Source organism: Thalassiella azotivora, from assembly GCF_054781695.1.
In genome coordinates this window covers 34,884-58,055 of the sequence record NZ_BAAGTX010000009.1, presented here as the reverse complement: position 1 = coordinate 58,055, position 23,172 = coordinate 34,884, and the positions used below count along the sequence as shown (strand labels likewise).

The window sequence follows — 23,172 nt, the reverse complement described above, 5'->3', positions numbered from 1 at the left end:
GATCAGAACGCGAGCGCCTGCGCCCTGCGGCGGATCTCCGTCTTGCGGCCCGCCCTCAGGTTCTCCACCGGCGTCCCCGGCAGTGTCTCGTCCGGCGTGAACAGCCACACGAGCGCCTCCGCGGTGCCGTAGCCGGAGTCGGCCAGCACGCTCAGCGTGCCCGGCAGCTCCGGCATGGGCTCGGGGTCCACGAGCGCACGGGGGACGCTCAGCACCCGCGGGTGCCCCCGCCGGACGGCGGCCAGCACGTGGTCGTCGAGCATCCGGCGGACCCGGCGCAGGTCCACCCCCAGGTGCTCGGCGACGTCCGGCAGGGTCATCCACTCGTCGACGAGCTCCTCCAGCCGGGCCGCCGGGTCGTGCTGCTCGTCCTGCGGGTCGCGCCGCGTCTCCTGCTGCTCCACGCGACCGAGGGTAGTGACGGGGCGGCGGCCTCGCCGTGGGGGCGCCCGCCGGCCGGGTCGGGACCGCTCGGGGGCGTGCTCGGGTGGACCTTGGAGAGAGCCGTTCACACGGGCGTACGAATGACATCGCTGTCGTTCCGTGCCGGGGTGGAGTTGCTGTACGTTCCCCATCGGTCACCGTAGTCACACGAGCACCGAGAGTCGCCACACGGCACGGTGACCACCCACGGCCCAGCAGCACCACGGGCCGCTCCGACCACAGCAGTGACCGCACAGCAGTGACCACAGCACCCGGGGTCCGCCCCACCGTTCCGAGGAGGCCGCATGCCGCAGCACGCGACCGCAGGCCGCGTCACCGTCGGCGCCGGCAGCGCACGCACCCACCGACGCTCCCCCACCCCGGGCGCCCCGCTCGCCCTGGCCGCCGTCCTCGGCTCGTGCGTGCTCGCCGCGCCGGCACAGGCCGAGCCCGCTACCACGGACGCCGAGGGCACCCGGCCCGTGACCGGCCCCCAGGACCCGCAGGCCGCGACGCCGTCCGCCCCGGCGGTCCGGACGCTGACCGCCGCGGCCCCCGTCCGCGCCGCCGGTCCCACGTACACCGTGCGGCCGGGCGACACGGTCAGCCACATCGCGGCCCGCAGCGGCGTCTCGTCGGCCGCGATCATCGCCGCCAACGGGCTGGACCGGCGCGGCTTCATCCGCGCCGGCCAGGTCCTGACGCTGCCCGGCGCCGCCGGCTCGGCACCCGCCGCCCCGGCGAGCAGCGGCACCCGGCACACGGTGCGGGCCGGCGAGACCGTCAGCCACATCGCCGCCCGCACCGGGGTGTCGTCGGCCGCGATCATCGCCGCCAACGGGCTGGACCGGCGCGGGTTCATCCGCGCCGGCCAGGTCCTGACGCTGCCCGGCGGCTCGCCGGCCGCGGCGCCGGCACCGGCGTCGACGTCGGCGTCGGGCGGGTACACCGTCCGCGCCGGGGACACGCTGAGCCACATCGCCGTCCGCTCCGGCACCACCGTCGCGGCGCTTCGCGCCGCGAACCCCGGGTTGGACGCACGCGGCACGATCCGCGTCGGCCAGCGCCTCACGGTGCCGGGCGGATCGGGCGCCTCCGCACCGGCGTCCGCCCCCGCGGCCACCCCGACGTCGCGCTACACGGTCCGCAGCGGGGACACCCTCAGCCACATCGCGGCCCGCACCGGCACCACCGTCGCGGCGATCCGCGGCGCCAACCCGCAGCTCGACGCCCGCGGCACCATCCGCGTCGGCCAGACGATCTCGCTGCCGTCCGGCACGGCCGCGCCGATGGCGAACAGCTTCGCCGGGCGGACCTACCCCGACTCCACCGTCGCGGCGGCCACGGCCAACCGCGACGCGCTGGCGTCCCGGTCCGTGCCCAGCCGGGAGCAGATGCGGCAGATCATCGCCGACACGGCCCGGCGGTACGGGGTCGACCCGGCCCTGGCCCAGGCCATCGGCTTCCAGGAGTCCGGCTTCAACCAGCGGGCCGTCTCGCCCGCCAACGCCGTGGGGGCGATGCAGGTGATCCCCTCCTCCGGCACCTGGGCCTCGCAGATGGCGGGACGGCGGCTCGACCTGCTCGACCCGCACGACAACGCCCTGGCCGGCGTCCTCATCCTGCGGGCGAACCTGCGGGCCGCCGACGACGAGGCGCAGGGCATCGCCGCGTACTACCAGGGCCTCGCCGGGGTGCGGAAGAACGGGATGTACCCCGACACCCGCCGGTACGTCGCGAACGTCCAGACGCTCGCGGCCCGCTACCGCTGACCTCCCCCGGCAGGGGGCGCCCCTCTGACACGGCGCCCGGCGGCTCCTCGGACACCGCGCGCGGCGCCGCCTCCCCGGAGGCGGCGCCGCGTCGCCGTACACTCGCCGGCGTGGACAGCACGATCGCGGACCCCCTCGTCGGCCGGGTGGTCGACGGGCGGTACGCCGTCACGTCCAAGATCGCCCGTGGCGGGATGGCCACGGTGTACCTGGCCACCGACACGCGGCTGGAGCGCGAGGTGGCGCTCAAGGTCATGCACCCGCACCTCGCCGACGACGACCAGTTCGTCGCCCGCTTCCACCGCGAGGCCAAGTCCGCGGCCCGGCTCTCCCACCCGAACGTCGTCGCCGTGTTCGACCAGGGCGAGGACGGCGGCGCCGTCTACCTCGCGATGGAGATGGTCGACGGCCGGACCCTGCGCGACCACCTGACCCGGCACGGGCCGCTGTCCCCCGGGCAGGCGCTGGAGGTCCTCGACGCCGTCCTGGACGCCCTGGCCGCCGCCCACCGCGCCGGGATCGTGCACCGCGACGTCAAGCCCGAGAACGTGCTCGTCACCGACGACGGGCGGATCAAGGTCGCCGACTTCGGGCTCGCCCGCGCGGCGACCACCTCCACCAGCGGTGCCACCACCGGGATGCTGATGGGCACGGTGGCCTACCTGTCCCCCGAGCTGGTGACCCGGGGTGTGGCCGACGCCCGCAGCGACGTGTACGCGGCCGGGATCCTGCTCTACGAGGTGCTCACGGGCCGGCAGCCGATCACCGGCGACGTGCCCATCCAGGTCGCCTACCAGCACGTGAACTCCGGCGTGCCAGCGCCGTCCGGTGTCGACCCGGGCCTGCCGCGCGAGCTGGACGACCTGGTGCTCTGGGCGACCGCCCGCGACCCCGACGAGCGCCCCGCGGACGCCGGCGCGCTGCTCGGCGAGGTCCGGGCGCTGCGCCGCGGGCTGCCCGAGTCGGTGCTCGACCGCGACCCCGACCCGCAGGACGTCCCGGCGGTCGGAGCCGGCGACGACGTGCCCGGTGCGGGCGCGACCATCGCGATCCCCCGCGAGCGGCGTGCTCTGGCGCTGCCGGTCGACGAGGAGGACGACGGCGGGGTGGACGGCGGTGTGGCGCCCGGTGACTGGGGCTACGGGCCCGGCGGCCACCGTCGCCGGCGTGGCCTGGTGGCGCTCGTCGCGGTGCTCCTCACCGCCCTGCTGGCCGGCGTCACCGCCTGGTTCTTCACCGCCGGCCCCGGCGCGTACACCACGACACCGGACGTCGTCGGCCAGCCGGTCGCCCAGGCCGAGCAGGTGCTGCGCACCTCCGGGCTGGAGCCCGAGCAGGTGCCGCAGTACCACGAGGAGATCCCCGCCGGGACGGTCATCCAGACCCGGCCGGGGCCCGGCGGCGACGTCCGCAAGGGCGGCGGCGTCGAGCTCGTCGTCTCCCAGGGGTCGGCGTTCACGGCGATGCCCGACCTCGTGGGCAGCACCCGCGAGGACGCCGTGGCCGTGCTGGAGGAGAACGACCTCGCGGTCGGCGAGGTCACCGAGGACTGGAGCGAGGACGTTCCGCAGGGTTCCGTCGTCGCCCAGTCGGTGCCGGCCGGCGAGACCGTCCGTCGCACCCTCGAGATCGACCTGCAGGTGTCCCGGGGGCGCGAGCCCATCGACGTGCCGACCGTCACCGGCCAGCCGCGGGCCGACGCCGAGCGGGCGGTCACCGACGCGGGGCTGACCACCACGGTGCGCGAGGAGTTCTCCGAGACCGTCGAGCGCGGCACGGTGATCAGTCAGGACCCCGAGGGCGGGACGCTCTTCCGCGGTGACCCGGTGGAGCTCGTGGTCTCCGCCGGCCCCCCGCTGGTCGAGATCCCGCAGGTGCGCGGCAAGCAGTCCGAGGAGGCCACGCGCATCCTCGAGGCCGAGGGCTTCGTCGTCGAGGTCCAGCGGCTGGTGACCGGCGGCTTCGACACCGTGCTGGGCAGCTCGCCCGGCGCCGGCGAGCAGGCCCCGAAGGGCAGCACCGTCGTCCTGCGGGTCGTCTGAGGCGGACCCTGAGGTGACCACCGGGCTCCGGCCCTCCACGACGACGTCGGCGACGCTGGGCCTGACCCTCGTCACCGCCGTCTGGGGGTCCACGTTCTTCCTCATCAAGGACGTCCTGGTCGTCCTGCCGGTGCTGGACTTCCTCGCCGTCCGGTTCGTCGTCGCCGCCGCGGTCATGGTCGTGGTGTTCTGGCGGCCGCTGCGGGCGCTGGACGGCCGCGCCTGGCGGCGCGGCGCCGCCCTCGGGGTCGTGTACGGCGTCGCGCAGATCCTGCAGACGTGGGGGCTGGAGACCACCGACGCGTCCGTGTCCGGCTTCATCACCGGCATGTACGTCGTCCTGACCCCCGTCCTGGGGGCGGTGCTGCTGCGGCAGCGGACGCCCGCGACGACGTGGGTGGCGGTGGCGCTGGCCACCACCGGGTTGGCCGTCTTGAGCCTGCGCGGCCTCGCCGTCGGGACCGGTGAGCTCGTCACCCTCGCGTCGGCGCTGGTGTACGCACTGCACATCGTCGGTCTCGGCGCGTGGTCGACGCAGCGCGACGCCCTCGGCCTGTCGACCGTGCAGATGCTCGCCATCGCCGCGGTGTGCGTCGCCGGCGCGGCGCCGGGCGGCGTCGTCCTGCCCCCGGACGGCGCGTCCTGGGCGGCGGTGCTCTACATGGCGCTGGTGGCCGGTGCCGGCGCGCTCATCGTGCAGACGTGGGCGCAGGCGCACCTGACCGCGACCAGGGCCGCGATCGTCATGACGACCGAGCCGGTGTTCGCGGCCGTGTTCGCCGTGCTGCTGGGTGGGGAGTCCCTCACGGCGCGGCTCCTGGCGGGCGGCAGCCTGGTCCTGCTGGCGATGTACGTCGCCGAGCTCGGGCCACGGCTCGCCGCCAGACGGGCCGGACGGCGCGCCCGCGAGCCGCTGGCCGTCGAGGACCCGCCGTCGGAGGCGCTGCACCACGAGCCCTGACATGCCGTGGGGGCAGCGTCGGCGTATCAGGGGCACGCGTTCGCTGCTCATCTGCCCCGGCAGCGTGCCCGTGGGTGGCACGGCCGAGGGAGCGGACATGAGGAACGCGTTCGTGGGCACGCGGCGACGGCTGGGGCTGGCCGCCGCGGGGATGACCGGGCTGGCGCTGGTGGCGGCGGGGACGACGGCCGCTCCGGCGACCGCGATCCCCCTGTGCGACGTCCCCGAGCCGCCGCCGGTCTGCGACCCCTTCCCCGACCCCGAGCCGGACCCCAGCCCCTCGCCGACACCGACGCCCGTCACGAGGGCCGAGCTGGTCGGTGTGCAGCTGAACGGTCAGCGGTCGATCTACATCCAGGGTGCCTACGGGTACGCGCAGACCTACTCCGCCCGCATCGAGATCCGCCGCACCTCCGGCACGGGACCCGTCACGCTCGGGCCGTTCTGGCTGTGGGAGCGCGACGGCTCCCTGTCGAACGGGGACTTCCTCAACCGGATGGGCGACAGCTACCTCGGCGACGGCACCGGGTACGTCACGTTCGCGCCTGGGGAGACCGTCAAGTACCTCTACGGGCGGCTGAACTGCAAGGGCGACGCCGCCCGCCCCGACGAGAGCACCGTGTTCGGGGTGAACCCCGGTGGCGCGGAGGTCTCCAGCGGCGAGGGGTACGACCACTGGATCCTCGGGATCAACCCGGCCGAGGTGAACGTCCACTGGGGCGTCCCGGGCGCACCGCGGGACGTGTCGAACGAGCTGTCGGTGCGTTGCATCGTGCCGTACTACGGCTGAGCGTCGGACCGACCTGTCCGCGCCCGGCCGCGTCGCGTGGCGTCGCGTCGCTACCGTGGCGGGTGTGGACGACGGACGTCGAGGACCGCCGCGGGCGACCGCGGCGGTCTTCGACGACGCCGCTGCGACGTACGACGCGACCGGCACACCGTGGTTCGGCCCACTCGCCGTCCGGCTCGTCGAGCACGTGCAGCCGGCGCCCGGGGGCCGCGTGCTCGACATCGGGACCGGCAGGGGTGCGGTCCTGCGAGCCGCCTCCGACGCCGTCGGACCGAGCGGGCTCGTCGTCGGGATCGACCTGTCGCGGGAGATGGCCGCCAGGACCTCGGCCCAGCTGGTGACGGAGCCGGTGAGCACCCCCGCGGCCGTGGTCGTCGCCGACGCCGTCTACCCGCCGGTCGCCAGCGGCTTCGACGCGGTCCTCGGAGGCAGCGTCGCCCAGTTCCTGCCGGAGCCGGAGGCGGCGCTTCGCTCGTGGGCCGCCCTGGTCCGGTCCGGTGGTCGACTGGGGCTGAGCTGGTGGGTGAGCGAGGACGAGCGGTTCTCGGACCTCGAGGCCGCGGTCCTCCGGCACGTGCCCTCGCGGGCCCGTACCGCTCGGCCCTTCGCCGGTGACGTCGCAGCCACCGACGCACTCGTCGCCAGCGCAGGGTGGACGGGCGTCAGGACGGCGGTGGACGCGCACGAGACGGTGTTCGCCGACGTCGACGCCTGGTGGCGATGGACCTGGTCGCACGGCCAGCGGCGCGCGTGGGAGGCGGCCGCTGACTTCGAGGCGCTGCGCCGGGACGTCGACGCCGAGCTGGATCGGCTCATCGAGCCCGACGGCTCGTTGCGCTACCGCCCGCAGGCGGGGTTCACCACGGCCACGCGCGGTGGCTCGGACCGTCAGACCATCAGGTCCTCCCAGACGAGTGGTGTCGTCACCCCGGACTCCCAGTCCCGCCGCAGGATGCCGTAGGCCACCGAGGCGACCGGCTCGCCCCCCTCGACGGGCCAACCCTCCCGGTAGTGCGCCTCCTTCAGCCAGCCGCACCGCACGAACGTCTTACGCATCGCGATGTTGTCTTCACGGGTCTGGCCCTCGAACCGGTTGACGTCCGCCATGGTCTCGAAGACCAACGCCGTCGCTACCCGCAGCGCGTCGAGCCCCAGACCTCGACCGCGCACCGGGCCGTCCAGCCTGAGGTCGAACAGCGGTGCCCGGTCCGTGAGGTCCTCGAGCCTGAGCACCCCGATCCGGCCCAGGTCAGGGTGCTCGACCCAGTAGGCCTCGTTGTCCTCGGATCGGTAAGCGCCGTCGTGGATGGCCCGCTCGACGTCCTGCGCGGTCGGCCGGGTCCGGACGTGGAACGGGAACTCGTTGCGCGTCATGAAGTCCACGAGCGCGGGGCGGTCGGCGCCGTCCGGGTCGAGACGCGTCAGCGAAGTCGTCACGGTCGACCAGCGTAGGTGCCCCGAGCCGCACGCCGGGCGGGCTGGTGAGCGGGTGGTCGACAGCGCGGAGCCGCCTCGGCCTTGGACGGGATGCGGCTGCGGCTGCGGCTGCGGCTGCGGCAGAGTGGACGGGCGGCCGCCACGGTGACGCCGCGTCGCTCCGTTCTGCCGGACGAGGCCTCGCAAGACCTGCCGTCGTCGTACCGCACTCGCGTGCCTGGTCGTCGGCGCGACCGCGCCACTGAACCCGAACAGCGTTCGCCAGGCGACGGGGGCCGGCGGTTCGCCTGCGCAGACCTGCTCACCGAGCACTGACCCGTCCAGCGGAACTCATCCCTCGAAGGACCTCACACAGAGCCTCAGCGTCCTCGACGAGGACGCTGAGGTCGCGCGTCGCGTAGCCGAGGACCAGCGCTGGTGCGTGACGTCGGCTCTCCTGCGACCAGGTGTAGTCCCCGATGGTCCGGACGGTGATGCCGCAGCCGGCGGCGGCGGCCCGCGCGTCGTCCTCGCTGACCCCGGTGGGGAGGTCGACGACGAGGTGGGCGCCGGCCTCGTCGCCACGCACGAGCAGACCGTGCGCCGACAGCACGCCCACCAGGGCGCCTCGCGCGGCGGCGTGCACCCGACGGGCGCGGCGCACCTCGCGGTCCAGCTCGCCGGAGCGCACGAAGCGGCCCAGGGCAGCGGCGAGCAGCGGGTGCGCGACCTCGTGCGCGCGGGCTCCAGCGGCCAGCGTGGACACGACGTCGGTCGGGGCGACCAGCCAACCCAGCCTGCTGCCGTGGCCCAGCACCTGGCTGGTCGTGCCGAGGTGCACCACCCGGTCCGCGGCGAGTGACGCCAACGGCGGCAGCGGCCCGACGTCGTACCGGAACTCGCCGTCGTACTCGTCCTCGACCACCCAGAAGCGTTCTGCGGCAGCGCGTTCGAGCAGCTCACGTCGACGGTCGAGGCGCATCCGCCCACCGAGCGGGAACTGGTGGGCGGGTGAGCAGAGCACCGCGCTCACGCCCTCCGGGACCGTCTCGACCACCAGCCCGCCGCCGTCCACCGCGACGGGCACGCAGGTGGCACCGGCATCGGCGAGGGCCGAACGACCTCGCCCGTACCCCGGGTTCTCGACGGCCACCCGTGGGCGCTGACGGGCGCCGCCGAGCAGGACCCGACCGACCAGTCCGAGCGCCGCCGTCGTCCCGGCGGTGAGCAGCACCTGGCCCGCACCGACGGCCAGGCCCCGCGTGCGACGCAGGTGCTCGGCCACCGCGGCGCGAGCCGGTTCGGGACCGGCCGCGGGGAAGGCGGTGAGCGGGTCCTCACGCGATGCGGCGGCCAGAGCCCGGCGCCACGCCCGCTCCCCCGCCGGGGACGGCCTGCGCACGCCGAGGTCGAAGGCGTCCCGACCCCGGCTCGTCGCGGCCGGCGCGACGACGTCGACCGGTGGCGCGGATCGCAGCGGCGACCCCTCGGCCACGTAGGTGCCCGAGCCGTGCCGGCCGACGAGGTAGCCCTCGGCGTGCAGCTGGTCGTAGCCGGTGGAGACGACGATCCGGCTGGTACCGAGCGCGGCGGCGAGCCTCCGGGACGACGGCACCCGCTGGCCGGGGGCGAGCCGGCCGTCGTCCACGGCGGCTCGCACGCCGTCGGCGACCTGACGCCACAGCGGCACGTCCGACCCGTCGTCGAGGACCAGTGGCAGGTCGACGTCCACACCGCCCCCAAGTGGCCTGATCGGATCACACCGGAATGGACCTGTCGCCCAGTCCACTACGACCGTACCGTCCTGCTCGTGACCGACACCGCCGTTCCCACCACGACCTTCTCGCAGCCGCCCTCGTCCCTGGAGACCGAGCGCACGCGGCTGGGCCGCAGCCGCCACCGCGGGACCTTCGAGCGCGACGCCGTCCACGCCGTCCTGGACGCGGCGCTGGTCTGCCACGTCGGCGTCACCGCACCGCACGGCCCGCTGGTGCTGCCGACCGTCCACGGCCGCGAGGGTGACACCGTGTACCTGCACGGGTCGGTCGCCGCGCGCTGGTTCGACGCCGCCGGGACCGACGTGTGCCTGACCGCCACCGTCGTCGACGGGGTGGTGCTGGCCCGATCCGGATTCCACCACTCGATGAACTACCGCAGCGTCGTCGTCCTGGGCCGGGCGCGCGCGGTCACGGAGCCGGAGGAGGTGGAGCGGGCGTTGCGCGTCATCACCGACCACGTGGTGCCGGGCCGCTGGGACGCCGTGCGCGCACCGAACCGCAAGGAGCTCGCCGGGACGGCCGTGCTGGCGCTCGACCTGGTCGAGGCGTCGATGAAGACGCGCAGCGGTCCCCCGGTGGACGAGCCGGAGGACCACGGGCCCGACGCCGCGTGGGCCGGCGTCCTGCCGGTCGCGACGGTGTTCGGCGACCCGGTCCCGGACGACGACACGACCGTCGAAGTACCGTCGCACGTCACCGCCGTCGCCGGCCGCCCCACCACCGAGCGCCACCTCTCCGCGGGGGTTACCCCGAGCACCTGATCACTCGAGCTGCAAGATCGTCAGACAGGATCGGCTGCTATCACGACCACGAACGTCTGACGATCTTGCGGGAGGGCGGCGGTGGAAGGCTCACTCCTGGTAGGAGTACCGCTCCTCGCGCCACGGGTCGCCGACGGCGTGGTAGCCGCGCTGCTCCCAGAACCCGCGCACCGGCCCGCTGAGGTACTCCAGGCCACGCAGCCACTTGGGGCCCTTCCACGCGTAGAGGTGCGGGACGACGAGGCGCGCGGGCCGGCCGTGCTCGGGTGACAGCTCCGCCCCGTCCACGTGCGTCGCGATGACGGCCCGGGGACTGAGGACGTCCTCCATCCGCAGCAGCGCGGAGTACCCGTACTCGGCCCAGGCGAGGACGTGGGTCACCGTGTCGGCCGGCGGGACGAGGTCCAGCAGCGTCCGCACCAGCACGCCCTCCCAGCGCCGGTCGAGGACCGACCACTTGGTCACGCAGTGCACGTCCCCGAGGACGGTGGCGCGGGGCAGGGCGAGGAACTCCTCCAGCCCGAACCGGGCGTCGCGACCGTCACGGGTCGCACCGGTGACGGCGAGCGTCCACGTCTCGGGCCGGAACCGGGGCACGCGCCCGTAGTGCTGGACCGTCAGCCGGTCGGCCCGGCGCTGACCGGGTGGCAGGACGCGTGGGAGCCCGTCGGGCACCGTCCGCGGTCCCGTCATCGACCGTCGTCCGCCGGCTGCTCGTCCTGCAGGATCTCGCTCATGACCGACGCAGCGTAGGCGACGGCCTCGTCGTCGACGTCGAGGTGGGTGACCAGCCGCGCGACGCGGCGACCCAGGACGCTGACCAGCACCCCGCGCTCCCCCGCGCGGCGGGCGAGCCCGGCGGCGTCGTCGACGTCCAGCACGACGATGTTGGTCTCGACGGCGTCGGCGTCCACGCAGCCCGGACGGGCGGTCGCGCAGGCCGTGGCGAGGTCACGGGCGCGGCGGTGGTCGTCGGCGAGGCGCTCGACGTGGTGGTCGAGGGCGTGGTGGCCGGCGGCGGCGAGGATCCCGACCTGGCGCATTCCGCCGCCGAGCCGCTTGCGGCGCACGCGGGCCTCGGCGACCTGCTCCCGGGAGCCGGTCAGCACCGACCCGACCGGGGCACCCAGTCCCTTGCTCAGGCACACCGACACCGTGTCCGCGCAGGCCCCGTACTCCACCAGGGGCGTCCCGGTCGCCACGTGCGCGTTCCACAGCCGGGCGCCGTCGAGGTGGACGGCGACCCCCGCGTTCGCGGTGAGCTTGCGCAGCCGCTGCAGCTCCTCCAGCGGCTGCACGACCCCGCCACCGAAGTTGTGGGTGTTCTCGACAGCCACGGCTGCAGTGGACACCTGGTACGGACCGGCGTCGGGCACGAGCATCAGGGCGACGACGTCCGCGTCGAGCCGGCCGGTCGGGCGGCCGGGGACGACGGCCGGCCACGTCCGCGTCGTCACCCCCGCGACCGCGGCGTGGGCACCGAGCTCGGCCCGCACGACGTGCGCGAGCGCGTCGCACAGCAGCTCGCGCCCGGGCGCCACGTGCAGGCTGACGCCGAGGACGTTGGCGAGCGACCCGGTGGGGGTGAACAGCGCCGCCTCGTGCCCGAGCAGCGCGGCGACGCGCTCCTCCAGGGCGTTGACGGTGGGGTCCTCACCGAAGACGTCGTCACCGACGGGCGCCTGCGCCATCGCCTCCCGCATCGCGGGGGTGGGCCGGGTGACGGTGTCGGAGCGCAGGTCGACGGGCACGCCGGCGTCCGTACCCCGCAACGAGTCGGCCACGCGTCAGCGGTTCCCGAGCATGTCCGCGACGAGGAACGCCAGCTCCAGCGACTGCTGGTGGTTCATCCGCGGGTCGCACAGGGTCTCGTAGCGCGTCGCCAGCCGGGCGTCGTCGATCTTCTCGACGCCGCCGAGGATCTCGGTGACGTCGTCCCCGGTCAGCTCGACGTGCACGCCACCGGGCACGGTGCCCAGGCCGCGGTGCACCTCGAAGAACCCGCGCACCTCGTCGATGACGTCGTCGAAGCGGCGCGTCTTGTACCCGCTCGGGGAGGAGAACGTGTTGCCGTGCATGGGGTCGGTCACCCAGGTGACCTGCGCGCCGGAGGCCGTGACCTTCTCGACCAGCGGGGGCAGGGCGTCGCGGATCGTGCCGGCGCCCATCCGCGTGATGAACGTCAGCCGCCCCGGCTCGCGGGTCGGGTCGAGCTTGTCGATGAGCGCGAGCGCGTCGTCCGGCGACGTCGTCGGCCCGAGCTTGACCCCGATCGGGTTGCGGACCCGGGACAGGAAGTCGACGTGCGCGCCGTCGAGCTGGCGGGTGCGCTCGCCGATCCACAGGAAGTGCGCGCTGACGTCGTACGGCAGGCCGGTGCGCGAGTCGATCCGGGTCAGGGCGCGCTCGTACTCCAGCAGCAGCGCCTCGTGGCTGGAGAAGAACTCCACCGTCCGCAGCGCGTCGAAGTCGGCGCCGCAGGCGGTCATGAACGACATGGCGCGGTCGATCTCGGCGGCGAGCGCCTCGTAGCGGGCGTTCGCGGAGTTGCCGACGAAGCCGCGGTTCCACTCGTGCACCTGGCGCAGGTCGGCGAAACCACCCTGGGTGAACGCGCGGATGAGGTTCAGCGTCGACGCGGACGTCTGGTACATCCGCAGCAGCCGGCGCGGGTCCGGGACGCGGGACGCCTCGGTGAAGTCGTAGCCGTTGACGGCGTCACCCCGGTACGCGGGCAGCGTCACGCCGTCGCGGGTCTCGAGGTCGCTGGACCGGGGCTTGGCGAACTGCCCGGCCATCCGCCCGAGCTTGATCACCGGCATGCTCGCGCCGTAGGTGAGGACGACGGCCATCTGCAGGACCGTCTTGATCCGGTTGCGGATCCGGTCGGCGGTGGCGTCGGCGAACGTCTCGGCGCAGTCCCCACCCTGCAGCAGGAACGCCTTGCCCTGGGCCGCCTCGGCGAGCCGGTCGCGGAGCTTGTCCGCCTCACCGGCGAACACCAGCGGCGGCTGGGCGGCGAGCTCGGCATACACCTCGTCCAGGACGGCACGGTCGGGCCAGGTCGGCTGCTGCTGCGCGGGCAGCGACCGCCAGGCGTCGAGGTCGTGGTCGAGGTGCGTGCTCACGCCATCCAGGGTAAGCGCCGTCCGGCGGCCTGGTGCCCGCGCGTCCGCTGGCCGGACAGGCGCGCGAGCGGTGCCGATCACCTGCCGATCTCCCTACGATGGCGCCATGACCGTCCGCCGCGTCGCCCTGCTCACCGCGGGGGGTTTCGCCCCCTGCCTGTCGTCCGCCGTCGGCGGCCTCATCGAGCGCTACACCGAGGTCGCCCCCGACGTCGAGATCATCGCCTACCGGCACGGCTACCACGGCCTGCTGACCGGGACGAAGGTCGTCGTGGACGACGAGGCGCGCGCCCGCGCGTCCGTGCTGCACCGCTTCGGGGGCTCCCCGATCGGCAACAGCCGCGTGAAGCTCACGAACGACGAGGACTGCCGCAAGCGGGGGCTGATCTCCGAGGGCCAGACCGCGCTGAAGGTCGCCGCCGAGCGGCTCGAGGCGGACGGCGTCGACGTCCTGCACACCATCGGCGGCGACGACACGAACACGACCGCGGCCGACCTGGCCCGGTACCTGCAGGAGCACGGCTACGGCCTGACGGTCGTGGGGCTGCCGAAGACGATCGACAACGACATCGTCCCGGTCGGGCAGAGCCTCGGGGCGTGGACGGCGGCCGAGCAGGCGTCGCTGTTCGCGCAGAACGTGCTGGCGGAGAACGGGTCCAACCCGCGGATGCTCATCGTCCACGAGGTGATGGGCCGCGGGTGCGGGTGGCTGACCGCGGAGGCCGCGCGCCGGTACACCGCCTGGCACGCCGAGCAGGAGTGGGTGCCGAGCATCGGCCTGTCCCCCGAGCGCTGGGCCGTGCACGCCGTGTACGTGCCGGAGCTGCACGTCGACCTGGACGCCGAGGCGGAGCGCCTGCGCGCCGTGATGGACGAGGTCGGCTGCGTCAACATCTTCCTGTCCGAGGGCGCCGGGGTGTCCGACATCGTCGCCCAGCTGGAGGCCGCCGGCGAGGAGGTCGCCCGCGACCCGTTCGGGCACGTCAAGCTCGACACCATCAACCCGGGCAAGTGGTTCGCGAAGCAGTTCGCGAAGCGGCTCGGAGCGGACAAGACGATGGTGCAGAAGTCCGGGTACTTCTCGAGGTCGGCGGCCCCGAACGACGAGGACCTGGCGCTGATCCGGTCGATGACCGACCTGGCCGTCGACTGCGCCCTGCGCGGCGAGGCGGGGCTGATCGGCCACGACGACGACCGCGACGGCGAGCTACGGGCGATCGAGCTGGACCGGGTCGCCGGCGGCAAGCCGTTCGACACGAGCGTCGCGTGGTTCGGCGAGCTGCTCGACGGGATCGGCCAGCCGCGCCCGGCTGACTGACGGGTTCGACGGTGCGCCGGGTGGGCGTCGACCCGGAATAGCCCCCGGCCGAGTGCCCTAGCCGTCTCAGCGGGGAGGAGCCTCCTGCGATGAGGCGGATCCATGCACCGCCATCAGCTCCACCCGTCGACCATCGGGATCGAGGACGACCGCGCGGTAACCCCACGGTCCCGCCGCGGGGGCACGGTGCAGGACACCACCTGCAGCCACGGCGGCGTCCGTTGCTGCCTGGACGTCGTCCACGTCGAACCCGATCCGCGTCCCGTCGCCGCTCGGCTCACCGAAGCCCGCCGGACCGTGCAGCTCCATGACCACGTCACCCACCGACGCGCTGAAGTGCTCGGGGACGCCGGGGTGCTCCTCCGCCTCGAACACCAGCCCGAGCGCCTCGTAGAACGCCCTGCACTCCTGCCAGCGCCTGCACTTCAAGGACACGAAGCTGACCTTCACGTGGGGCAGTATGACGTGGCGTCGACCGTCCTCAGCGACGCTCCTTCCTTCGCCACGGGTGCCTGGTTAGGGTCGGCGACCATGGCGACCCGTGCGGCAGTGCTGGCGATCGACGAGGGCACGACCGGCGTCACGGCGCTGGTCGTGGACGACGAGGCGCGGGTCGTCGCCAAGGGGTACGAGGAGTTCCCGCAGCACTTCCCGCGGCCGGGGTGGGTCGAGCACCAGCCGGAGGAGATCTGGCAGGCCACGCTCAGCGCCTGCCGGGACGCCCTGGACGCCGCCGACGCGGCGGTCGACGGTGGCGTCGAGGTGAGGGCCGTCGGGATCACCGACCAGCGCGAGACCGCGGTGCTGTGGGACCGCGAGTCGCTGGCGTCCCCACGCCGGGCAGTCGTGTGGCAGGACCGCCGGTCCGCGCGCATGTGCACCGACCTCCGGGACGCCGGCCACGAGGACCGGGTGGCCGAGGTCACCGGCCTGCGGATCGACCCGTACTTCACGGCGACGAAGCTGCGGTGGTTGGCGGAGAACGACCGCCGGTCCTGGGCGGGCGTGGAGGACGGGTCCGTGGCCGTCGGGACCGTCGACGCCTACCTGGTCGCCCGTCTGTCCGGCGGGGCCCGGCACGCCACGGACGCCTCGAATGCGTCGCGCACGCTGCTGCTCGACATCACGACCGGCGAGTGGTCCGACGAGATGTGCGAGCTGTTCGGCGTCCCCCGGCCGGCGCTGCCGGAGGTCGTCCCGAGCTGGGGCGAGGTGGCGCGCACGGACCCGCGGTCGTTCCTCGGGCTGGACGTGCCGGTTGCCGGCATCGCGGGAGACCAGCAGGCGGCGCTGTTCGGCCAGGCCTGCTACTCGGTCGGCGACACCAAGTGCACGTACGGCACGGGGTCGTTCGTGCTCGTGAACACCGGGGACCAGGTGGTGCCGTCACGGCCGGGCGACCCGTCGGGCGGGCTGCTGTCGACGATCGCGTGGATGGCGCCGGACGGGGAGCTGACGTACGCCCAGGAGGGGTCGATCTTCGTCACCGGTGCGGCGGTGCAGTGGCTGCGGGACGGGTTGCAGGTGATCGGCAACGCCGCCGAGTCCGAGGCGATCGCCAGGACGGTGCCGGACACCGGCGGCGTGGTGTTCGTCCCCGCCCTCACCGGGTTGGGCGCCCCCGAGTGGGACCCGCAGGCCCGCGGGCTCATCGCCGGCATCACCCGAGGGACGACCAGGGCGCACATCGTCCGCGCGACGCTCGAGGCGATCGCCTACGAGGTGCGGGACGTCGTCGCCTCGATCGAGACGGACGTGCCGGTGCTGCGCGTGGACGGCGGCGCGTGCGACAACGACTTCCTCATGCAGCTGCAGGCCGACCAGCTCGGCGTCCCGGTGGAACGGCCCGAGGTCCAGGAGACCACCGGGCTGGGCGCGGCGATGCTCGCGGGCCTGGGCTGCGGCCTGTGGTCCTCCCGCGAGGAGCTCGCCGGGGTGTGGCAGCTGGAGCGTCGGTTCGAACCCGGTGAGCGGGACGACGCCGCGTACCGGCGGTGGCGCGAGGCGGTGCAACGGTCCAAGGGCTGGGCCGACCTGGTCGACTGACTCCTCACCGGAGCCCGGGGAGTCAGGGCCCGGCCACGTCCAGCCCGGGCAGCCCGTCGATGCTGCGGGCGTTCTTCTGCGCGCGGTAGGCGTCCATGCCGTCCGGGCCCTTCTTCACGGCGTGCAGGCGCAGCAGGTCGCGGTCCTGGGTGACGACGTCCATCACCGGCGTGCCGTAACCGCACGCCTCGCTCACCCGCTCCACCTCGACGGTGACGACGGCCCGGGTGGCGACGTTCGCGGGGTGCCGTGCCGCGACGTCCGTGAACTCGGCCGTCCCCGGCAGGTGCACCTGGCCCTGCCCGTGCAGGCGCACCACGCGCGGACGGCGGTCGAACGACGTGAACATGACGCACACCCGGCCGTTCTCGCGCAGGTGCGCGATCGTCTCCACGCCGCTGCCGGTCAGGTCCACCCACCCCACCCGCCGCGGTCCGAGGACGGACAAGCAGCCGCCGCCGCGCGCGGACACGTTCACGTGGCCGTCGGCGCCCAGCGGTGCGGTCGCGACGAACCACACCGGTTGCGCCTCGATCCAGCGCCCGAGCGTGTCGTCGATGCCGTCGAGGACCTTTCCCATGGCCGCAACCTAGGGGCTCGACGGCCCGCTGGTTCGCGGCGCCCGCCATCCGGGCGCACCGCCTGACGGGCACGTCCGCTGCGCGCGCGCCCGACCGGTGGTGTGATCGACCCATGCGGATCTTCTTCACCGGGGCCAGCGGCAAGGCCGGCCGGCACGTCGCGACCTACCTGGCCGAGCAGGGCCACCAGGTCACCAACGCCGACCTGGTGCCCCTGGGTCACCCGGCCGTCGCCGACCTGCGGGTCGACCTCACCGACGCCGGCCAGACCTACTCGGCGCTGGCAGGGCTGGCGAGGTTCGAGGAGCTCGACCTGGAGTCGAAGCCCGCGTACGACGCCGTCGTGCACTTCGCCGCGGTGCCGGCGATCCTGTTGACGTCCGACGCCAGGACCTACGAGACCAACGTGCTCAGCACGTACAACGTGCTCGAGGCCGCGACACGGCTCGGCGTCCGCAAGGTCGTCTTCGCGTCCTCGGAGACGACGTACGGGATCTGCTTCGCCCAGGGCGAGCGGCGACCGCGGTACCTGCCGGTGGACGAGGACCACCCGACCGTGCCCGAGGACTCCTACGCCATGTCCAAGGTGGCCAACGAGGTGACGGCGCGGTCGTTCCAGGCGCGCACCGGCGCCGACGTGTACGGCCTGCGGATCAACAACGTCATCGAGCCGCACGAGTACGCCGAGATGTTCCCGGCCTTCCTCGCCGACCCGTCGCTGAGGCGCCGCAACGTGTTCGGCTACATCGACACCCGGGACCTCGGTCAGCTGGTGCGACGCTGCCTGGAGGTCGACGGCCTCGGCTACGAGGTCTTCAACGTCGCCAACGCGGACACGTCCGTCGCCCTGACGAGCGAGGAGGTCCGGGACCGCTTCTACGACGGCGTGGAGCTGCGTCGTCCGATGGGCCGTGACGAGACCTTCTACTGCATCGACAAGGCTCGAGAGCTCCTCGGGTACGCGCCGCAGCACTCGTGGCGCGACGTCCTCCCCGTTCACCGCTAGGCACCGTCCCACAACCACTCGTCAGGGAGGCCCCGTGTACGCGCGCAGCATGGCCTGGTCCGGGAGCGACGACGCGCTGGGCCGCCTCGTGGAGCGGCTCTCCGACGACGTCGCACCCGCGTGCCGCGAGGTACCTGGACACGGCTGGGTGACCGCCGTCCGCATGGACGGCGAGGACGCCGTCACCGTCACCAGCTTCTGGGAGTCCGCGGACGCCGCCGCGCCGGGTGGGGTCGGCGAGCAGCGGCTCTCCGTCCTCGGCGGGGTCGACGGCTGCGTGGTCGTCAGCAGCAGCCGGTACGACGTCCGGCACGTCCTGCGTCACGGGGCGACGCTGCCGGGCTTCGTCGTCAGCGCCGCGTCGTTCCCCTACGACGCGGGCCGGGAGGACGAGGCGGTGCGCTGGGCCACGGAGGTCTCGCAGGACGCCGCGGCGCTACCCGGCTTCACGTACGGCGTCGTCGAGCTCGCCGACGGACCGCGCGTCATCAGCGTGACGACCTGGCGGAGCCGACCGGCCTTCGACTCGGCGGAGCCGATGCTGCGTCAGCGGTACGACCACGCACCGGACGCGGTCGACACCAGCGACCGCCAGTGGCGGCGAGGCACCGTCGTGTTCAGCTCCAGCGGCGACCCCGCCTGATCGGTGCCTCCCGTGGCAGACGCGGTGGGAGCGTCCGAGGGTCCGTTCGTGCTCGTCATCGGACTCGACCCCTTCCGGGTGCCTGGCCCCTGGGACCCGCAGCCCGTCGCTGCGGCGATCGAGACGGGCATGCGCACGCTGGCCGACGACGGCTACGTCGCCGAGACCTGCCTTGTCGGGCTGGACGGCGGCACCGACGTCGTCGCCGAGGTGGTCACCGCGCTCACCTCCCGTCCCTGGAGCTGCGTGGTCGTCGGCGGTGGCCTGCGCACGGACGACGACCAGCTGGAGCTCTTCGAGGCGGTCGTCAACCTGGTCAGGCGCCACGCACCGCAGGCGGCCATCGCCTTCAACAGCCGCCCGGACGACCTGGCACGTGCCGTGGCACGGTGGGTCCCGGCGGGCGGCGAGGCCCCGTAACGGCAGGGCCGCCGCCGCTCACCTCTCGGCGAGAACCGCTCGCAGGCGGCGGTGGTCGCCATCCGACAGTCCTGTCAGCGGTACCTGCCGACCGTCCCGCATCTTCAGGCGGACCGTGCGCTGGCCACCGGCCGGGTCGACGGTGACGTCGAGGACGTCGTCCCACGGCAGCAGCCGGCTCCCGCCCCACCTCCTGACCTGCCGGACCCCTTCGGTGTCGACCGCGGTCCACAGGTACTGGCGGCACCAGAAGCCGATCGACCCCAGGGCCACCGGGCACGCCGTCGCGACACCAGCGACCACCGCGACCGGGAACCGATCCATTCCCGTGAACAGCAGGTCGACGAGCACCACTCCCACGACGGCGCACAGGAACGCCCCGAACGTCAGCGCCACCTCACTCCGCCCGATGTGCGGCGCGGTCTTCGGCGGTCGGTCCCTCATGCCGTCGAGTGTGCCGCAGGTGCCCACGTCAGGTGAGAGATCAAGCACCGTCACTCACTCACTCGCCGTCGACGACCACGTCGACCGACGGCACGCCCCGCAGCTCGCCCAGCCGGACCGCCGGCTCCTGAACCCCCTCGCGGACGACTGCCGTGAGCCGTTCCCACGGTGAGACGGCCACCGTCAGCCGGCGACCCGAGGCCCGTGGCCGCCAGGTGCCGACGAGCCGCTCACCCGCGAGGACGGCGCCCGGACGGCCCAGCACCGGCCACAGCTCCTTGTGCCGGGACGCCGGCGCGATGACGTCCCGGTCCCGCCCCTGCAGGTAGAGGTCGTACGGGCCGACCAGCCGGACCCGGTGCGCGTCGAACGGCTCCGCGCCCACGAGCGCAGCGAGGTCGTCCGCCAGCACCCAACGCCGGTCGGGCTCGGCCGCCACACCGTCGTGGTCCGGCACCACGTCGACGGGCACCGCCTCCTGCGGCCACCGGCGCTTGACCTCCGCGACCGGTGCGTCGAGGTAGGCGGCGACCTGCTTCGGCGTCGCCGGACCGAGCAGGTGCAGGTACAGCCGGACGACGTCCCACTCCCCCGGCACCTCGTCGACCGGACGGAAACCCCGCATCGGCTGCAGCACCGGTGGGGACGTCCGCGGCTGCAGCTCCAGCCCGGCGCGCAGGGCCGCGAACCGGAACGGCTGCTCGTACAGGTGCCTGGCCCTGCACGGCCTGCAGTCGCGCAGGTACGGCTCGGGCACCACCTCGGCCAGCCGCCCCGACACCTCGCCCTTGACCATCGGCTCGCGAACGAGGTCCCGCATCAGCCCGGCGATGACGTCCAGCGCCTCCAGCACCGGGATCCCCGCCTCCCGCAACGGCTTCGACGCGTCGAAGACCCGCTTCGCGGCGTCCGACTCGGAGAACGGCTGCACCGCTCCTGCGACCACCGGCAGGTCCGCGCGACGGTGCACGTGCGGTGCCCCGCGCAGCGTCCACACCGTCACCAGCGACTCCGAACGGATGTCCTCCACCGGGACGCCGCGCACGGCGAGCGCCCACGGGGCGCCGTCCGGGCCGGTGTCCTGGACACCGATCGACAGGGCCGCCGTGTCGTCGAGGCTCCCTGTGTCGCGGTCGAGCTGCTGGACCAGGTACCGGCGCGTCAGCGCCTGCCGTCCGGTCACCACGGGGACGTCGTCGGCCATGACCGCACGCTACGACCCGACGGTGACAGCACGCAGCGGTCGGAGCAGGATGCGCTCGTGAGCCCCCCAGCCCACCGGGTTCGAGGTCGAGCTCGTCGCGGACGACGCGACCTGACGACGTGGCGCGGGACCTTGGTCCTCTGGGTCCGGGTCCCGTTCGGCGGTCCACTGGACCGGTGAACACGACCGAGGTCCTGCTGCACTGGCTGCCGCTCGGCGCGGGTGGGCACGTCGTCCGCCGCAACGGCCGCGCGTACGAGCGCCTCGTCGCCCGGCGCGAGCACCGCCCGCCGGCGGACCTGTACCACTGCGCGCTCACGACCCGCGTGGACGACGTCGCGCACGTCCTCGAGGTGGCACCGGCGTGGGGTGGGTCGGCCGTCGTCGCCGGGGTGGACCGCGGCGCGGTGGTCACCGGCCCCGTCGGCTTCCGCTCGCTCGGCCGGTCGGTGCTGTTCCGCTACGAGGTGCGGTGCTGGCGGGACGGCGTGGTCCCCGACCTCGACGCGCAGGTCGGCCCACCCGTCCGCCTGGACGACGACCCCGACCGCGCCCGCCGGTTGCTGGCCCTCGCGCCGACCGTGCCGGCGCTGACGTGGGGGCGGGACGAGACGCGCACCGGCGAGATGTGGAACAGCAACTCGGTGGTCGCCTGGCTGCTCGCCCGGGCCGGTTACCCCGTCGCCGACCTGGCGCCGCCACGCGGCGGGCGCGCCCCCGGCTGGGGTGCGGGGGTCGCGCTCGCGGGCCGCTGCCTGCCGGCGGGTCGACTCACCCGCCGGCACTCCCTGGTCCCCGCGTGCTGACGTCGTCCCCGTGCGGCACGGTCAGGGTTCCACGACCTGCCCGGTCTCGACGTCCGTCACCGTGATCGCCTCGGCCGGGCAGGAGGCGGCGGCGTCCAGGACGGACTCGTCGGGGGCGAACGTCCCCTCGACCGCGCGTGAGCGGTTCCCCTCGGCGGGCTGGAACCGGTGCGGCGCCAGCGCCACGCAGCTGCCCGAGCCGATGCACTCCGGCCCGACCTCCGCCCGCCACGCGCCGCCCACGGGCGCCGTCACCACGTCACCGGCATCGTCTGCAGGCTGCGCACGACCATCCCGGGCTTGAACACCAGCTCGGACTCGGGGACGGCGAGCCGCAGGCCGGGCAGCCGGGTCACCAGACCTCTGAGTGCCTCCTGGAGCTCCGCGCGGGCGAGCTGCGCCCCCAGGCAGTGGTGCACGCCCGCACCGAACGACAGGTGCGGCACGTCGGTGCGGTGCACGTCGAGCCGGTCGGGGTCGTCGAAGACCCGCGGGTCGCGGTTCCCGACGGCAGCGGCGGGCAGCACCATCGCCCCGGCGGGGACGACGATCCCGCCGAGCTCGACGTCCTCGGTCGTCACCCGCGCCAGCGCCGCCACCGAGCTGCCGAGCTGCACGAACCGCATGAGCTCCTCGACCGCCCCCGGGATCCGGTCGGGGTCGGCGCGCAGCCGGTCGAGCTCCTCCGGGTGGTGCAGCAGGGTCAGCAGACCCATGGTGATCTGGTTCGCGGTGGTCTCGTGCCCGGCGACCAGCAGGCTGAAGCAGAGGACGACGAGCTCCTGCTCGGTGAGCCTGTCCTGCTCGTCCCGGGCGGCGATCAGCGCGGTCACCAGGTCGTCGGCGGGGTGGGCGCGCTTCCCGGCGATGTGGGTGGCGAAGTACGCGCTCAGGCTGACCACGGCCTCGCGGGCCCGCTCCGGGTCGCTCTCCAACGCCCCCATCGCCGCGTCCGACCACCCGTGGAAGAGCTGCTGGTCGGACGCCGGCACACCGAGGAGCTCGCAGATCACCTGCACCGGCAGGGGCAGCGAGAAGGCCTCCACGAGGTCCACGGGCGGCTCCCGGCGCAGCAGGTCGTCGAGCAGGTCGTCCACGAGACCGGCGATGCGCGGCCGCAGGGCCTCCACCCGGCGGGCGGTGAACGCCCCGGCGACCAGGCGACGCAACCGGGTGTGCTCGGGTGGGTCCATCCCGAGGATCGTCCCGCCCAGGATGCCGGCGAGTCCTCCCTGCGACGCCTGCGCGGCGGCCGCAGCGGCCCGGCTGAACCGCGGGTCGCGGAGCACGAGGCGCACGTCCTCGTACCGGGTGACCAGGTACGCCTCTGCGCCGTCCGGGAACCGGACGCGGGCCACCGGCCGCTCCTCGCGCAGCGCACCGAACTCGGGTGCGGGGTGGTAGAGCGACGTGTCGGTGGCGATCGGCAGGTCGATCGGTGCGTCGTGCTCCTGCAGCGTCATACCGGCTCCCCAGGTCGGTGGGCCGCGTGGCGGCCCCGTCCGCGTCGACGTCCGTCCGAGCGTAGGTCGGGCCGCGCGGGCCCAACAGGTCCGCTCACGGGCAGGTCCGGGCCACCCTGCCGTCACGAGAGGCGCGAATCATCACGCCTTGCCTGCGTCCGATGGCAGCG

24 protein-coding genes are annotated in these 23,172 nt (G+C 74.1%); 12 read left to right on the top strand and 12 right to left on the bottom strand.

Features of this window, described 5'->3' with window-relative positions:
* Window positions 1-2: 2 nt before the first annotated feature.
* A complete protein-coding gene (locus ACYVQV_RS07795) occupies window positions 3-320 on the bottom strand; it encodes an Rv2175c family DNA-binding protein (RefSeq protein WP_461022785.1) in 318 nt (105 codons plus the stop codon).
* Between the two features lie 408 nt (window positions 321-728).
* Between ACYVQV_RS07795 and ACYVQV_RS07790 the strand changes: the two genes are divergently transcribed.
* The 5 genes from ACYVQV_RS07790 (at window position 729) to ACYVQV_RS07770 (ending at window position 6,949) form a co-directional block, all read left to right on the top strand.
* Window positions 729-2,195: a LysM peptidoglycan-binding domain-containing protein gene (locus ACYVQV_RS07790; protein WP_461022709.1), complete on the top strand. Its 1,467-nt coding sequence runs from the start codon at window positions 729-731 to the stop codon at window positions 2,193-2,195.
* A gap of 110 nt (window positions 2,196-2,305) precedes the next feature.
* Entirely contained in the window at window positions 2,306-4,237 is a 1,932-nt protein-coding gene (pknB, locus tag ACYVQV_RS07785) for a Stk1 family PASTA domain-containing Ser/Thr kinase (RefSeq protein WP_461022708.1), read from the top strand.
* A gap of 13 nt (window positions 4,238-4,250) precedes the next feature.
* A complete protein-coding gene (locus ACYVQV_RS07780) occupies window positions 4,251-5,198 on the top strand; it encodes a DMT family transporter (protein ID WP_461022707.1) in 948 nt (315 codons plus the stop codon).
* Window positions 5,199-5,295: 97 nt separating this feature from the next.
* On the top strand, window positions 5,296-5,988 hold the full coding sequence (locus ACYVQV_RS07775) for a hypothetical protein (RefSeq protein ID WP_461022706.1): 693 nt from the start codon (window positions 5,296-5,298) through the stop codon (window positions 5,986-5,988).
* A gap of 64 nt (window positions 5,989-6,052) precedes the next feature.
* A complete protein-coding gene (locus tag ACYVQV_RS07770) occupies window positions 6,053-6,949 on the top strand; it encodes a class I SAM-dependent methyltransferase (RefSeq protein ID WP_461022705.1) in 897 nt (298 codons plus the stop codon).
* On the opposite strand, the gene ACYVQV_RS07765 is transcribed toward ACYVQV_RS07770, so the two are convergent.
* Window positions 6,877-7,425, bottom strand: a complete 549-nt coding sequence (locus tag ACYVQV_RS07765) for a GNAT family N-acetyltransferase (protein WP_461022704.1) — start codon at window positions 7,423-7,425, stop codon at window positions 6,877-6,879. The two genes, ACYVQV_RS07770 and ACYVQV_RS07765, sit on opposite strands and share 73 nt — an antisense overlap.
* 301 nt (window positions 7,426-7,726) lie before the next feature.
* Window positions 7,727-9,136, bottom strand: coding sequence for an aminotransferase-like domain-containing protein (locus tag ACYVQV_RS07760; protein ID WP_461022703.1), 1,410 nt, complete (start codon window positions 9,134-9,136; stop codon window positions 7,727-7,729).
* Window positions 9,137-9,214: 78 nt separating this feature from the next.
* Between ACYVQV_RS07760 and ACYVQV_RS07755 the strand changes: the two genes are divergently transcribed.
* A complete protein-coding gene (locus ACYVQV_RS07755; RefSeq protein ID WP_461022702.1) occupies window positions 9,215-9,943 on the top strand; it encodes a pyridoxamine 5'-phosphate oxidase family protein in 729 nt (242 codons plus the stop codon).
* Between the two features lie 90 nt (window positions 9,944-10,033).
* Here ACYVQV_RS07755 and ACYVQV_RS07750 read toward each other — a convergent pair whose 3' ends face one another.
* The 3 genes from ACYVQV_RS07750 to ACYVQV_RS07740 are packed head-to-tail and all read right to left on the bottom strand — an operon-like array spanning window position 10,034 to window position 13,071.
* The gene (locus ACYVQV_RS07750) at window positions 10,034-10,636 is read right to left on the bottom strand and encodes a molybdopterin-dependent oxidoreductase (RefSeq protein WP_461022701.1); all 603 of its coding nucleotides are present in this window, start codon (window positions 10,634-10,636) and stop codon (window positions 10,034-10,036) included.
* Window positions 10,633-11,694 (bottom strand): threonine aldolase family protein, encoded by a 1,062-nt coding sequence (locus tag ACYVQV_RS07745; protein WP_461022700.1) that lies wholly within the window; start codon window positions 11,692-11,694, stop codon window positions 10,633-10,635. Before ACYVQV_RS07745 ends, ACYVQV_RS07750 begins: the two co-directional genes overlap by 4 nt.
* Before the next feature lie 36 nt (window positions 11,695-11,730).
* The gene (locus ACYVQV_RS07740) at window positions 11,731-13,071 is read right to left on the bottom strand and encodes a class II 3-deoxy-7-phosphoheptulonate synthase (protein WP_461022699.1); all 1,341 of its coding nucleotides are present in this window, start codon (window positions 13,069-13,071) and stop codon (window positions 11,731-11,733) included.
* Window positions 13,072-13,177: 106 nt separating this feature from the next.
* On the opposite strand from ACYVQV_RS07740, the gene ACYVQV_RS07735 reads away from it, so the two are divergent.
* On the top strand, window positions 13,178-14,389 hold the full coding sequence (locus tag ACYVQV_RS07735) for a pyrophosphate--fructose-6-phosphate 1-phosphotransferase (RefSeq protein ID WP_461022698.1): 1,212 nt from the start codon (window positions 13,178-13,180) through the stop codon (window positions 14,387-14,389).
* 66 nt (window positions 14,390-14,455) lie between these two features.
* Here ACYVQV_RS07735 and ACYVQV_RS07730 read toward each other — a convergent pair whose 3' ends face one another.
* Window positions 14,456-14,839 (bottom strand): VOC family protein, encoded by a 384-nt coding sequence (locus ACYVQV_RS07730; protein WP_461022697.1) that lies wholly within the window; start codon window positions 14,837-14,839, stop codon window positions 14,456-14,458.
* Between the two features lie 81 nt (window positions 14,840-14,920).
* Between ACYVQV_RS07730 and glpK the strand changes: the two genes are divergently transcribed.
* A complete protein-coding gene (gene glpK / locus ACYVQV_RS07725; RefSeq protein WP_461022696.1) occupies window positions 14,921-16,435 on the top strand; it encodes a glycerol kinase GlpK in 1,515 nt (504 codons plus the stop codon).
* Window positions 16,436-16,457: 22 nt separating this feature from the next.
* Here glpK and ACYVQV_RS07720 read toward each other — a convergent pair whose 3' ends face one another.
* Window positions 16,458-17,015: a pyridoxamine 5'-phosphate oxidase family protein gene (locus tag ACYVQV_RS07720; protein ID WP_461022695.1), complete on the bottom strand. Its 558-nt coding sequence runs from the start codon at window positions 17,013-17,015 to the stop codon at window positions 16,458-16,460.
* A gap of 113 nt (window positions 17,016-17,128) precedes the next feature.
* Between ACYVQV_RS07720 and ACYVQV_RS07715 the strand changes: the two genes are divergently transcribed.
* The 3 genes from ACYVQV_RS07715 to ACYVQV_RS07705 are packed head-to-tail and all read left to right on the top strand — an operon-like array spanning window position 17,129 to window position 19,085.
* Entirely contained in the window at window positions 17,129-18,022 is an 894-nt protein-coding gene (locus ACYVQV_RS07715) for an NAD-dependent epimerase/dehydratase family protein (RefSeq protein ID WP_461022694.1), read from the top strand.
* Window positions 18,023-18,071: 49 nt separating this feature from the next.
* Window positions 18,072-18,665: a hypothetical protein gene (locus tag ACYVQV_RS07710; protein WP_461022693.1), complete on the top strand. Its 594-nt coding sequence runs from the start codon at window positions 18,072-18,074 to the stop codon at window positions 18,663-18,665.
* A 48-nt stretch (window positions 18,666-18,713) separates the two neighbouring features.
* Window positions 18,714-19,085, top strand: coding sequence for a hypothetical protein (locus tag ACYVQV_RS07705; protein ID WP_461022692.1), 372 nt, complete (start codon window positions 18,714-18,716; stop codon window positions 19,083-19,085).
* An 18-nt stretch (window positions 19,086-19,103) separates the two neighbouring features.
* Here the strand turns inward: ACYVQV_RS07705 and ACYVQV_RS07700 are convergent, their stop codons facing one another.
* On the bottom strand, window positions 19,104-19,529 hold the full coding sequence (locus ACYVQV_RS07700) for a PH domain-containing protein (RefSeq protein ID WP_461022691.1): 426 nt from the start codon (window positions 19,527-19,529) through the stop codon (window positions 19,104-19,106).
* Between the two features lie 58 nt (window positions 19,530-19,587).
* Window positions 19,588-20,733, bottom strand: a complete 1,146-nt coding sequence (locus ACYVQV_RS07695) for a winged helix DNA-binding domain-containing protein (RefSeq protein ID WP_461022690.1) — start codon at window positions 20,731-20,733, stop codon at window positions 19,588-19,590.
* A gap of 176 nt (window positions 20,734-20,909) precedes the next feature.
* Here ACYVQV_RS07695 and ACYVQV_RS07690 point away from each other — a divergent pair, with 176 nt between their 5' ends.
* The gene (locus tag ACYVQV_RS07690; RefSeq protein ID WP_461022689.1) at window positions 20,910-21,539 is read left to right on the top strand and encodes a hypothetical protein; all 630 of its coding nucleotides are present in this window, start codon (window positions 20,910-20,912) and stop codon (window positions 21,537-21,539) included.
* Window positions 21,540-21,560: 21 nt separating this feature from the next.
* Here ACYVQV_RS07690 and ACYVQV_RS07685 read toward each other — a convergent pair whose 3' ends face one another.
* Together ACYVQV_RS07685 and ACYVQV_RS07680 are read right to left on the bottom strand one after the other, a co-directional pair.
* Window positions 21,561-21,797, bottom strand: a complete 237-nt coding sequence (locus ACYVQV_RS07685) for a ferredoxin (RefSeq protein WP_461022688.1) — start codon at window positions 21,795-21,797, stop codon at window positions 21,561-21,563.
* Complete coding sequence (locus ACYVQV_RS07680) at window positions 21,791-23,002, bottom strand: cytochrome P450 (protein WP_461022687.1); 1,212 nt, start codon at window positions 23,000-23,002, stop codon at window positions 21,791-21,793. Before ACYVQV_RS07680 ends, ACYVQV_RS07685 begins: the two co-directional genes overlap by 7 nt.
* Window positions 23,003-23,172: the final 170 nt, after the last annotated feature.